The following is a 12796-nucleotide window of genomic DNA, read 5'->3' as shown; positions in this document are numbered from 1 at the left end:
ACCAGCTACGAAGCCGGCCTGCACCTGTGCGGTGCCGTCATCTGGCTCCGCAGCCTGAGACCCGCATCATGATCCAAACTCAGAACACTCCCTAGCAGGTGCGCGAGCCCGTCCGCGAGCCCGCCGCGCCAACAGGCGTAGTCGTGACCGCCGTTGAACTCGCGGTAGGCGAGGTCGTAGCCGCGCGCCAGCAGGACGTCCCGCAGGTGCCGGTTCTGGGTGAGCAGCATCCATTCCTGCAGCCCGACCTCGACGTAGAAGCGGGCCGCCCGGCGTTCCTCGGCGGCGAACCGCCGGGTGAGCCATTCGCTGCCCTCGTCGAACTCGGTCCCGTCCGGCCACCAGAAGGAGCCGGACTGGGAGAGCGCGTTGCCGAAGCGTTCGGGCCGCCGGTAGGCGGCGAAGGCGGCGGTGAGCCCGCCCGCGCTCTGGCCCGCGATGACGGTGCGCGCGGGGTCGGTGGTCGCGCCGAACTCCCGTGCGGCCCAGGGGAGGAGGCGGTCGGCGAGGAGGTCGACGAAGGCCGGGTCGCAGCTGAGGTCGTCGGGTCGGCCGGGGCCCATGGTGTGGACGAGCAGGACAACGGTGGGCGGGATCGCGCCGTCGGCCGTCAGGTTGTCGAGGGTGTCGCCGACGGCCAGCACCTTGCCCCACATCTCGCCGTCCAGCAGGACGATCACCGGGTACGGGCCACGCCCGGCCCCGGCCACGTGCCCGGCCGGCAGGTGGACGTCCACCCGCCGCCCGGCGACCGTGTGCGGGACCGTCCGGCCGCGCGGCACGCCGTCCCGCCGCCGGACGTACGGCTGCGCGGGCGCGTCGGGCAGGCTGAGCACCGAGGCGGGGTGGCGGCCGTCGCGGGCGGGCAGTCGGGGTTCGGTGACGTACGGGTCGGGGCGGGCGTGGTCGAGGACGTGCAGCCAGTCGGGGCGGGTCGTGCCGGGGGCTTCGCCGTGGAACGGGTACAGCTGGTAGGAGGCGCGGTGGTCGGCGCGCAGCCGGTAGGTGATCGACCAGCCGCCGTCGGTCTGACGTTTCATCAGGTGCTGGGTGAGGTCGTCGGAGTGGCGGTCCTTGTCGGTGACGGTGTGCAGCAGGACGAGGACGCCGTCGCACTCCTCGTCCCGGTGGGTGAGGGTGACGAGGCGGTAGGTGGGGTCGTCGGGGTCGGGCGTGACGAGGGGAGGGGTTTTCATGGTCGCGGTCTCCTGAAGTGGCTTACGTCGTGCCGCTCTTGCGGCCGAGCAGGACCCAGAGCAGGAAGGGGCCGCCGAGGACGGTGGTGACGATGCCGACGGGGATCTCCACCCCACCGATCAGCACCCGTCCCAGGGTGTCCGCGAGGACGACGAGCAGGGCGCCGGTCAGCGCCGAGCCGAGGACCGGGACGCGGGCGGGCCCGGCGAGGCGTCCGGCGATGACGGGTGCGGCGAGGGCGACGAAGCCGACCGGCCCGCAGACGCCGACCGCCAGCCCGGCCAGGGCGACGGCCAGCAGCAGACAGGCGAGTCGGACCCGGCCGGGGTCGACGCCGAGTGCGGAGGCGACGTCGTCGTCGAAGCGCAGCACCGCCAGCCGCCGGGCCACCACCAGGGCGAGCGGCACCAGCACCGCGAGCCCGATCAGGACGGGTGCGGCGCCGGCGTAGTCGCGCCCGTTGAGGCTGCCGGAGGTCCAGATGTACAGCGAGCCAGCCGAGTTGAGCGAGCGGCGGGCGAGCGCGACCTGGATGACCGCCGAGGCGAGCGCGGACATCGCGAGCCCGACGATCAGCACCCGGTAGCCGCGCGCGCCGAGCCCGCCGGAGACCAGGGTGACGGCCAGGACGGCGGCGAGCGCGCCGAGCGGCCCGGCCCACCAGGCGCCGAAGGTGCCGGAGGCGGTGGCGGAGACCAGGACGGCCGCTGTCGCACCGTCGTTGACGCCGAGGAGTTCGGGGGTGGCGAGGCGGTTGCGGGCGAGGGTCTGGGTGAGGCACCCGGCCAGGCCGAGTGCGGCTCCCGCGGCGAGCCCGGCGACGATCCGGCCGAGCCGGAACTTCTGCACCAGCAGGACGTCGAGGCGGTCGCCGTAGCCGAACACGGCCTGGAAGGTGCGGCCGAGGCCGAGTTCGCTCTGCCCGGCGTGCGCGGAGACCACGACGGCGGCGAGCAGAGCGGCGGCGAGGCCGAGCGAGGCGGCGAGTGCCCGGCGGGGGAGCAGCAGCGACCGGCTGCCGTGCCGAAGGGCGAAGTCCGGTGTCGGGGAGGGTGGTTCGAGGTGCCGTGCGGGCGGGGCGGCGGTCTCGGCCGGGTCGGTGATGGCGAGGGCGGCGGAGTGCCGGGAGCGGACGATGGCGATCAGTACGGGGGCGCCGACGAGTGCGACGATCACCGACACCGGAGCCTCGAACGGCCGGGCGACCACCCGGGCGAGGATGTCGGCGCCGGTCAGCACGGCGGCGCCGAACAGTCCGGCGAGCAGGGTGAGCCGGCCGACCCGGGGTCCGGCGACGGCTCGGGCGAGGAATCCGGCGAGCAGGCCGAGGAAGGAGACCGGTCCGGCCAGCGCGACCGCGGAGGCGGTGAGCATGGTGACCGCGACGGCGACGGCGGCCCGGGTGGCGCCGGGCCGGTGGCCGAGGCCGCGGGCGAGGTCGTCGCCGAGTGCCAGCGCGGTGAGCGGGCGGGTGGCGAGGAGGGCGAGCAGGAAGCCGGCGCCGAGGACGGGGGCGAGCTGGCGCAGGGTGGCCCAGCCCTCCACGCCGGCGAGTGAGCCGAGCACCCAGGCTCGATAACGGTCGTACGATTCCGGCGAGTTGACGATCAGGACGCCGGTGAGTCCGCCGAAGGTCGCGCCGACGGCGGAGCCGCCCAGCACCAGCCGCATCGGCGAGCCGCCGCCCCGGCTGCCGGCGATCAGCAGCACCAGCGTGCTGGCGAGCACCGCGCCGCCGAAGGCGAGGGCGAGGTAGCCGTACGAGGTCTGGACGCCGAGGACGGCGATGCCGAGGACGACGCCGAGCGAGGCGCCGGCGTTGACACCGAGCAGGCCGGTCTCGGCGAGCGGGTTGCGGGTGACGGACTGCAGCTGCGCGCCGGCGACGCCGAGCGCGGCGCCGACCAGCAGGGCGGTGAGGGTACGGGGGAGTCGCAAGTCGCCGACGACCAGGGCGAGTCGGCCGTCGGCGCGGGCGCCGTCACGGTTCAGCAGGTAGTCCAGCACGCGCCCGGGTCCGACCTCGCCGGCGCCGACCGACAGCGAGAGCGCGGCCAGGGCGAGCAGGAGTGCCACGGTCCCGACGGCGACCGGCCAGGTGGGGCGGCCGTGCGCGGGTCGGTGGGGCTCCCGGGTCGGCGGCGGCGCGTCCGGCGCGGTGGCAGGGGGCGGTTCGTGGACGCCCGCTTGCGACAATGTCATAAGGTAAGGCTAACCTAATGAGCGAGCCGTCTGCAGGGCGCTCACGGGGTGCCTTGCAGGGTCTTCCGGGGGCACCTCGCAGGGTCCTCCCGGGGCACCTCGCGGGGCGCCGCCGTCCCGTCGAGCCGCCCGGACTCCGCTCAACTCCCTTACCGCCACTGCCCGGAGGCATCCATGCCGATCGCCCGTCGCCCGCTCAGCCCCGTCCGCCGCCGCGCGGCCCAGGCGCTGGCCGTCACCGGGGCGGCCGCCCTCCTGCTCACCGGCTGCGGCTCCTCGGGCTCCTCCGGCTTCTCCGCGCCCGCCACCTCGCCGGGAGCGGAAGCGGCGGGCGGCGGCAACGGCGGCAAGCGGACCGTCAAGGACGCCACCGGCAAGGCCGTCGAGGTCCCCGCCGAGCCCCAGCGGATCGTCACCCTCACCCAGGAGGACCTGGACGCGGTGCTCGCCCTCGGCGTCAAGCCGGCCGGCATCACCAACGGCCAGGGCCTCGACGAGCCGCCCGCGTACCTGAAGGACAAGGTCCAGGGCGTGCCGGTGGTCGGCAACCTGCTGCAGCCGGTGATGGACAAGGTGGTCGCCGCCAAGCCCGACCTCATCCTGGCCGGCGACATGCAGGACGAGCAGGTGCTCAAGCAGCTGCGCGCGATCACCCCCGCCACCCTGGTCACCATGGCACCCACCGACGACTGGAAGCTCGCCTTCCGGGGCATCGGCAACGCCGTCAACAAGCTCGACCAGGCCGACAAGGTGATCGGCGACTACGAGGCCAAGGCCGCCAAGGCGGGCAGCGGGCTCGGGAACAAGGGCGCCGCCGTCTCCATCGTCCGCTGGAACCCCACCGGCCCGAGCTGGATGGAGAGGAAGCAGTTCGCCGGTGGCGTCGCCCTCGACATGGGCCTCACCCGCCCGGCCGCGCAGGACAAGGACGGCAACGCGCACAGCCCGGCGCTCAGCCTCGAGAAGCTCTCCGAGATCGACGGCGACTGGCTGTTCCTGTCCACCCTCACCGACGACGGCAAGTCCGCGCTCAAGGAGGTCCAGTCCAAGCCCGCCTACCGGGAACTGAACGCGGTGAAGAACAACCACGCCGTCACGGTGGACGGCTCGGTCTGGTCCACCCGGGGCGGCCCGCTCGCCGCCGACGTCGTCATCGGCGACCTCACCAAGGCGCTCGGCGGCAGCTGAGCACGCGCCGGACCGGGGCCCGCCATGGAGTCGACGAGATGGATATGACGGTAGGGACATGACGGTATGGAGCTGACGATCGAGGGCCTCACCGCCGGCTACGGCCCGGGGCGCCCGGTGCTCGACGGGGTCGACCTCACCGTCCCGGCCGGGCAGGTGGTGGCGGTGGTCGGGCCGAACGGCTGCGGCAAGTCCACGCTGCTGCGGGCCGTGGCCCGGCTGCACCGGCCCGACGGCGGACGGGTCCTGGTCGGCGGCGAGGACGTCTGGCGGCTGCGCCCCCGTCAGGCCGCCCACCGGATCGCCCTGCTGCCGCAGAGCCCGCAGGCGCCGGAGGCGGTCACCGTCGCCGGACTCGTCCGCTACGGCCGCCACCCGCACCAGGGCCTGTTCCACCAGTGGTCGCCGGACGACGAGCGGCTCACCGCCGAGGCCCTGCGTGCCACCGGCGTCGAGGGCCTCGCCGACCGCCGCCTCGACCGACTCTCCGGCGGCCAGCGCCAGCGCTGCTGGCTCGCCATGGTGCTTGCCCAGGACACCCCGGTCGTCCTGCTCGACGAGCCGACCAGCGCGCTCGACCTCGGGCACGCGGTCGAGGTGCTGGAGCTCGTCCGCCAGGTCGCGGCGGGCGGGCGGACGGTGGTCATGGTGCTGCACGACCTCGCGGCGGCCGCCCGCTACGCGGACCTGCTGGTCGCCCTGCGCGACGGCGCGGTGGTGGCCTGCGGGCCGCCGCGCGAGGTGGTGGACGCGCCGCTGGTGCGGGCGCTGTACGACATCGACAGCCATGTGCTCGCGGCGCCGGGCGACGGCGCGCCGGTCATCGTGCCCCGGGCGCCGCTGGGTTGACGGCACTGCTTTTCGTCAACGGGCTCGTCCCCTTCGCCTGATCGATCACCCGTTCGAGCGGTTTCGAATCCCTGCGCCCCGGCCGTCTCCACCCCGCCCGTCCCGTTGTCAGTGGGCCTCGCTACGTTCCTCCCATCGCTGGTCAGCAGGGCGATCGAGACGTGGTTCCCGGGTGGTCCCCGGGTGGGAGGAGTACGGCCGTGGCATGGGTGGAGACGGGCGCGGGAGGGTACCGCGTCGCGCTCGACGGGGAGGGCCGGGTGGTGTGCCGCAACGCGGCGGGCCGCGATCTCAAGTCCGTTCCGTCGAAGCTCGGTGACGACCCGGTGGTCACCCAGCTCAAGCAGCTCGCCGAGTGGCTGTCCGCGCACGAGCGCAGCTGCCGGGACGACGTCGAGCGCTGGATGGTGCGCTCGCTGCCGGTGCCCGCCGCGGTGGTCACCGCCGTGTGGCCGGACGAGGCCTGGCAGGCCGTGCTGCGCGACCTGGTGGTCACCGGCGCGGACGGCACGGTCGCCGGCTTCCTGCGCGGCGCGGACGCCGAGCGCGGCCTCGGCCTGGTCGACCTGGACGGCGACACCGTCCGCCTCACCGACGGCGAGGTCCTGATACCCCACCCCGTCCTCCTCGAGGACCTCGACGAGCTGCGCGAGTTCGCCGTCGAGCTCGGCGTCTCCCAGCGCGTCCAGCAGCTCTACCGCGAGGTCTGGCACCGGCCGGCGGAGCTCCCGGGCGGCACCGAGGTCACCACCTACGCCGGCGGCCGCTACCGCGAGCTGCGCGAGCTGGCCGGCCGCTGCACCCGGCTCGGCTGCCGGATCCGTGGCGGCTCCGCCGTCCAGCCGGTCACCGAGGGCGGGCGCACCGTCGAGGCCCGGGTCTGGGTCGGCGACTACTACGAGTACGACGCCTGCGAGACCGGAGCGCTCAGCTGGGCGGGCCCCGACGGCCGGGCCCTGCCGCTCACCGAGGTCGGGCCGGTCGCCTGGTCCGAGGGCATGCGGATGGCCGCCGCCCTGTACGCCGGCCGCACGATCGAAGGGGAGGACGCCGCATGACCGCCACCGGCCCGAACACCACCACCGGCTCGGCCACGACCGCCTCGCACGAGGGACGTCCCGAAGCCCTGCTCGACGCCGGCGCCGTGCTGCCGCCCGGCACCCTGGCCGACGCCGGCCGCCCCGACAGCGCCGCCGACGTGCTCACCGCCCGCGCCTACACCCACCCCGCGCTCGACGGCCGCCGGATCGTCCGGCTGGTCCCCGGCGCGCTCGGGCAGGCCGAGGACCTCGCCCTCGACTTCCTCGGCCTGACGCCCGACGCCGAGCCCGCCGAGGTCGGCCAGGTCCGCCAGGAGGCGCTCGGCTTCCCCGCCTGGGCACTGGTCCACGACCCGGCCAACGGCCACCACGCGCTCGCCCTGGTCAAGGAGATGGAGCGGCTGGCCCGCCAGGCCACCTCCAAGCCCGGCGCCGCCAAGGACGGCTTCGACGAGCTCGCCACCCGCCTCGGCCGCGCCGTCCCGCACTTCCTGCCCACCTTCTGTGAGGAGGTCGGCCGGATCTTCCTCGGCCACGGCAACCAGACCTACGCCGCCGCCTGGTTCGGCAAGGCCCGCGACGCCGAGCGCACCCACGGCCTGACGGTGGACGAGGAGCGGCTGCGCGCCGTCTTCCTGGAGTTCGCGCTGGCCGGCGCGCTCACCGTCAAGTCCCTGCGCCAGTACGTCAAGGAGCTCGCCCGGCGGCTCGACCCGCTGACCGCCTGGCAGCGCTTCCGCCAGCTGTGTACCGAGCGCTCCGCGGCCGGCATGGCCCCGTACGCCGGGGTCGCCGAGGACGCCCGCGCGCTGATCCGGGCCGCCGGGCTCGACCGTGCCGAGCACGAACGGGCGCTGCTCGCCGAGCTGTTGGCCTCCCCGGCGGTCAACCGGGCGCCCGCCGCGTTCTGGAAGTCCTGGCACGGCGCGCTGGTCGAGCTGGGCAAGGCCGACGCGCGGATCCGGGTCCGCCTGCTGGAGCTGCTGCCCGACCCGGCCGCCGCCGACTCCGCCCCGCACGACACCGCCTGGCTGGCGGTCCTCGCCGCGACCGGCGCCGAGGAACAGCTCACCGGCCCCCGCCCCGAGGGCGCCGAGCCCGCCGCCGCCTGGCTCCAGCGCTGGTGCCACCACCTCGGCCGCGGCTGGCGCACCCGGCCCAGCTGCCCGGCCACCCTCGCCCTGGCCGGCCGGATGGTCGAGCGGCTGCGCGCCGACGCCGTCCCGGTCGACCTCTTCACCGGCGTCCAGGCGAGCCACACCCGACTCGACCTGCTGGACCTCCTGCTGGCCGCGGACGTCCCCGTGGCCGACCCGCCGGTCGACCGCGGCTTCGACCTGCGCGACTGGGTCGGGCAGGCCGGCCCCGACAGCGCCGGCCTCACCGCCCTCGCCGCCGACGCCCGCTACCGGCCGATGCTGCGCCGCGCCACCCCGGCCGCCTGGGAGACGGCCGTCAAGCTCCAGGCGGCCGTGCTGCCGCTGCTGAACGAGCTGTTCGCGGAGTGGGCCGAGGCTTGCGCCGAGGAGGTGACGGCCGCCCGCGGCCTGGCCGGCGCCGCCGACCTGGTCCGCTCGCTGAGCCAGCACCGCACCGCCATCCGCACGGTCGCCCCGGCCGCCGCCGAGAAGATCGCCGCACTCGACGTCACCGGCCTGCTCGCCCGGGCCCTCGGCGCCGGCATCCTGGACGAACTCGGCTGGCCCGCCCTGGAGGAGGCGCTCGCCAAGCTGGCCGACCCGCCCGCCGCCGACGCCCCGCCGACCACGGCCCCCGGCCTGCGCACCCGGGGCCTGAGCGGCCTGATCATCGAGGACGCCTGGCCGTACCTGATCCTTGCCCGCCTCGACCGCGCCGTCGTGGTCGGCCCGCAGGGCATCCTGCTGGACCACACCCTGCGCCTGCCCAAGCTGCCGGAGAACTGGAACCGCCCCCGGCTGCGCCTGGTCGACGGCGAACTCCTCGTCGTCTGGTACGAGGACGGAAAGCAGACGGCGTACTGGTCCGGCCGCCCGGAGCAGACCTTCGGACTCGAAGGCAGCACCATCGCCGGCTACCACTACGGCGAGCGGTTCCCGGAAGTGCCGTCCCTGCCGCTGCCCGGCGGCGGCCGCACCACCGGCGAGCGCCCGCTGCACCCCGGCGACACCCGGATGCCCAACGAACACCCCGTCCTCGGCGACGGCACCGGCTACTGGACGCTGCGCCACGGCGCCGACGGCCCCGTCCTGCGCGAACTCGACCCGGCCACCGGCACCCTGGGCCGCGCCGCCGAGCCGCCCGTGATCGCCGCCACCGCCGCGGCCGGCCGGCTCGCCGAAGGCAGTACCCGGCTGCTGCCGCTGCAGCCCGGCCTGGAGCAGACCCCGCTCGGCACCGACGGCACCGTGCTCGGCAGCTGGGTCCGCAGCGAGCCCGGCCGCGTCGTCACCACCTTCACGGCCGACGGGCAGCGCATCGTCCTGCCGCTGGACGGGCGGCGTGAGCCGGACATCGTCCCGGTCGGCCGGCTCGCCCTGCCCGGCGAGGGCCGCCCGGTGGTCAGCCGCCCGGGCGGCGAACACCTCTCCCTCAACCTGCCCGACCTCGCCGACCGCGCGGACCGCACTGCCGACCTGCGCAGCTGCCGGTCGGGCGAGCTCTCCGCCGCCGGCACCGTCCTCGTCCCGCCGTACGACCACTGGCACGCCCTGCGGCCCCGCGACGAGGCCGGATCCCGCACCCTGCGCGGCCTGACCACGGAGCAGGCCGCCCACCTGATCGACCTCGCCTGGCCCGTCGACGCCGAGCCCGTCCCGGCGGACGAACAGCGCTGGCTGACCGTCCAGGGCGTCCGGCGCCCGCTCGCCCAGCGGGGCGAGGCCCGCACCACCCTGCCGGTCGAGGCGGTCGGCGCCGCCCTGCCCGGGATCGCCCATCCGCTGCTGCTCGCCGGCGTCGCCGGATTCGCCCGCGCCGCCGCCGACCTGCTGGACCGGGTCGCCCGGTTCGTCCCGCAGCCGGAGGCCGAGCGCCCCGGCAAGGCGGAGGCCGCCGAATGGCGGCCCGAGCACGGCCGGGACGACGAACTGCGCGACGCCGTCCGCGCCGTCCTGCCCGAGATCGGCGGCTTCGGCAACGGCTGGGGCACCTCCGACCGCTGCTGGGTGCTCAACAACCTGCGCACCGTCAGCGCCGTCCTCGCCGCCCCGCCCGCCGCACCCGCCCCGCCCGCCCCGCCTGCCGCGAACGGCGCGAGTGGCGAGGGCTGGAGCACCCCGGCGAGCGTCACCCTGCACGGCGGCGACGCCAACCACGGCTGGCTGCACCTGCTCGGCCGGGTCGACGCCCTGGCCCACGCCGTGGCCGCCCCACTCACCAAGCCGGCCCACCGCTCCACGCTGGTCCTGCTGCTCGGCGAACTCACCAAGGGCCCGCTCGCCGACCGCGGCGCCACCCTGCGCGAGATCGTCCTCGCCGAGCCGGCGCAGCGCACCACGAGCGACCGGCCCACCAGCCACCGCCAGGGCGAGGTGCTACGGCACGGCGACCGCACCGTCGTCATCCTCGGCCACCGGCGCCAGTTCTCCGACGGCACGGTGCACTGGCTCGCCGTCGACCACGACCCGAGCGGGGAGTTCGGCCCCGTCGCGCACTTCACCACCGTCGAGGAGCGCGGCACCGAGGAACGGGTCTCCGCCGCCTGGACCGCCACGTTCCGGCGGGTCGCCGCCCTGGGCCGCAGCGTCCCCTGGGACGCCGCCCGCGCCACCGCCTTCTCCGAACTCACCGGCATCGGCACCACCCGCGCCACCCTGCTGCTCAGCCCGCCCCCGGGCCTGCTCCACTGGGGCAACGCCGAGGTGCCCGCCGAGTACGGCTTCAAGCCCGCCGAGGTCAGGGCCGCCCAGAGCTGGCTGCGCGGACACGACCACGCCGGCATCGCCGACGTGTGGAGCGCCCTGCTGCCCGCCGACCCGAAGACGCTGTGGACCGACGGCCCCGACCTCGCCGCCGGGGCCGAGGCCTGGATCCGCCGCTTCGGACGGCTCGTCACTCTCCCCGAGGAGGCCCAGGCCACCGTCCAGGGCGTGTCCATCGGCACCATCGAGGCGGTGCTCAACCCCGCCCACACCCCGTGGCTGACCCGCACCACCGGCTTCCGGCGCAACGACAACGACCAGGGCACCTCCCAGCTGGTCCCCGAGGACCCGTCCGCCGTGCCCGGATCCGGCGCGCTGGACTCCACCATCGACGCCGTCCGCTGGCTCGCCTACCACCTGCCCGCCGACAGCCCGCTGCGCGCGCTGCTGCCCCGGGCCGCCACCGCGCTGCGCGAGCGCCTGGCCGACCCCGAGCTGCTCCTCGACCTCGACCTCGTCCGCACCCCCAAGGGCACCTCGCTGGCCGCCGTCCTGCGCACCCATTTCGGCCTGCCCGCCGAGGGCGGCGCCGACCCGGACGGTCTGGTCCGCTGCGGCCCGGCGCTGGTCCTCACCCCGTACCACGAGGAGTACGAGCGGGTCTGGCTGCGCCCGGCCGCCCTGGCCGGCCCGGACGACCCGCTGCTCGAACTGCTCGACGGCCTCTCCAGCAGCTACTGGTTCGGCACCGAGCGGGCCGCCATCGCGGCCGTGCTGCGCGGCGAACCGGAGCGCCTGGCCGCCTCCGCCGCCGCCTGCTCCGCCGCCTGTGCTGATTCCGCCGCCTCCGCCGTGACGGCCGTCGGCGACGGCCCGGCCTGGCTGCAGAACCCGCAGCTGTCCGCCCCCGAGCTGGTCGCCGAGGTGTCCCGCACCCACGGCCTCGGCGAGGACGCAGCCGCGCTCTACCTCCAACTGCTCGCCCTGCCCGACCCGACCGACCGCAACGTCGCCCGCTGGACGGGCTGGAAGCCCGCCCGGCTGAAGCGGGCCCGCGCCGAACTCGCCGCCACCGACCTGGTGCTGGAGGCCAAGCGGTCCCGGGCCGGCCGCGGCCTCTTCCTGCCCGGCGGCTGGCAGGAGGCCAAGTCCCCGGCCCTGCCGGCCGAGACCTGGAAGGCCGCCCTGTACGAACTGCCCACCCACCGGCCCGTGCTGGCGCACCTGCCCGTCCCCGAGCTGTTCGCCCGGGCCTGGCAGCGCACCCTCGACGGCGACGCCCCCGGTTACGAAGAGCTCCAGACCAGCAAGCGCAGGAAGGCCCGCCGATGAGTACCACCACCTCCGTACCCATGCCCGCGGAGCGGCAGATCGTCCCGCCCGAGGAGAAGTACGCCGCCGAACTGGAGTTCCTCGCCGCACACGACAACGGCCCGCGCCCGCCCGGCTGGCACCTCACCCCGCGCGCCGTCGTCACCTTCGTGATGGGCAGCGACGGCGAGAAGCTCAAGGCCGGGCGCAGGAGCCTGGTCATCGAGCCCAAGTTCGTCGGCGAGCGCGCCCTGGTCGAACGCTGCGTCGTCACCCTCGCCGGGGAGCGCGGCCTGCTGCTCGTCGGCGAGCCCGGCACCGCCAAGTCGATGCTCTCCGAACTGCTCGCCGCCGCCGTCTGCGGCACCAGCGCGCTCACCGTCCAGGGCACCGCCGGCACCACCGAGGACCAGCTCAAGTACGGCTGGAACTACGCCCTGCTGCTCGCCCAGGGCCCCAGCCGCGAGGCCCTCGTCCCCTCCCCGGTGCTCACCGCGATGACCACCGGGGCGGTCGCCCGGGTCGAGGAGGTGACCCGCTGCCTGCCCGAGGTGCAGGACGCCCTGGTCTCCCTGCTCTCCGAACGGCGCGTCGCCGTACCCGAGTTGGCGGGCACCCCGGACGGGCAGCTGCACGCCGCCGCCGGCTTCACCCTGATCGCCACCGCCAACCTGCGGGACAAGGGCGTCAGCGAGATGTCCGCGGCCCTCAAACGGCGGTTCAACTTCGAGACGGTCGGCCCGATCGGCAGCCTCGCCGCCGAGGTCGACCTGGTCCGCCGCCAGTCCACCGTCGCCGTCGCCCGGGCCGGCGCCGCCTACGCGGTCGACGACGCCGTCCTGGAAGCCCTGATCACCGCCTTCCGTGACCTGCGCACCGGCCGCTCCACCGAGGGCTGGGACGTCGAACGCCCGTCCACCGTGATGAGCACCGCCGAGGCGGTCTCCGTCGCCACCGCGCTCGGCGTCACCGCCGCCTACCTGCCCGACGGCGGCGACCTGCTCGGCCGCCTCCCCGGCCAGCTCCTCGGCGTGGTCCGCAAGGACGATCCCGCCGACGCGGCCCGCCTGCTCGGCTACTGGGACGGCCCGGTCCGCCGCCGCGCCGAACAGGGTGCCGCCACCTGGCGCACCCTGTGGGACCTCCGCTCGGCGCTGGAGGCCTGAG

At 75.6% G+C, this 12796-nt stretch carries 7 protein-coding genes; 5 read left to right on the top strand and 2 right to left on the bottom strand.

Annotation, left to right across the window (positions count from 1 at the left end):
- Positions 1 to 5: 5 nt before the first annotated feature.
- Both fes and fhuB read right to left on the bottom strand, forming a co-directional pair.
- A complete protein-coding gene (fes, locus tag ACZ52R_RS25800; RefSeq protein WP_465754233.1) occupies positions 6 to 1196 on the bottom strand; it encodes an enterochelin esterase in 1191 nt (396 codons plus the stop codon).
- A gap of 22 nt (positions 1197 to 1218) precedes the next feature.
- Complete coding sequence (gene fhuB, locus ACZ52R_RS25795; RefSeq protein WP_465754232.1) at positions 1219 to 3399, bottom strand: Fe(3+)-hydroxamate ABC transporter permease FhuB; 2181 nt, start codon at positions 3397 to 3399, stop codon at positions 1219 to 1221.
- A 174-nt stretch (positions 3400 to 3573) separates the two neighbouring features.
- Here fhuB and ACZ52R_RS25790 point away from each other — a divergent pair, with 174 nt between their 5' ends.
- The 5 genes from ACZ52R_RS25790 (at position 3574) to ACZ52R_RS25770 (ending at position 12795) form a co-directional block, all read left to right on the top strand.
- A complete protein-coding gene (locus tag ACZ52R_RS25790) occupies positions 3574 to 4587 on the top strand; it encodes an ABC transporter substrate-binding protein (protein WP_465754231.1) in 1014 nt (337 codons plus the stop codon).
- Positions 4588 to 4653: 66 nt separating this feature from the next.
- Positions 4654 to 5436 carry an ABC transporter ATP-binding protein gene (locus ACZ52R_RS25785; RefSeq protein WP_465620805.1) on the top strand — a complete coding sequence of 261 codons (783 nt, stop codon included), beginning with the start codon at positions 4654 to 4656 and terminating at the stop codon, positions 5434 to 5436.
- A 200-nt stretch (positions 5437 to 5636) separates the two neighbouring features.
- Entirely contained in the window at positions 5637 to 6494 is an 858-nt protein-coding gene (locus ACZ52R_RS25780) for a DUF4132 domain-containing protein (protein WP_465754230.1), read from the top strand.
- Entirely contained in the window at positions 6491 to 11650 is a 5160-nt protein-coding gene (locus ACZ52R_RS25775) for a hypothetical protein (RefSeq protein WP_465754229.1), read from the top strand. Before ACZ52R_RS25780 ends, ACZ52R_RS25775 begins: the two co-directional genes overlap by 4 nt.
- Entirely contained in the window at positions 11647 to 12795 is a 1149-nt protein-coding gene (locus ACZ52R_RS25770) for an ATP-binding protein (protein WP_465754228.1), read from the top strand. The genes ACZ52R_RS25775 and ACZ52R_RS25770 overlap by 4 nt, the downstream gene beginning before the upstream one ends.
- Position 12796 lies beyond the last annotated feature (1 nt).

The sequence above is a fragment of the Kitasatospora sp. NPDC034023 genome (assembly GCF_055575795.1).
The sequence above is the reverse complement of the archived record's forward strand: the minus strand, read 5'-3'. Positions and strand labels throughout refer to the sequence as shown.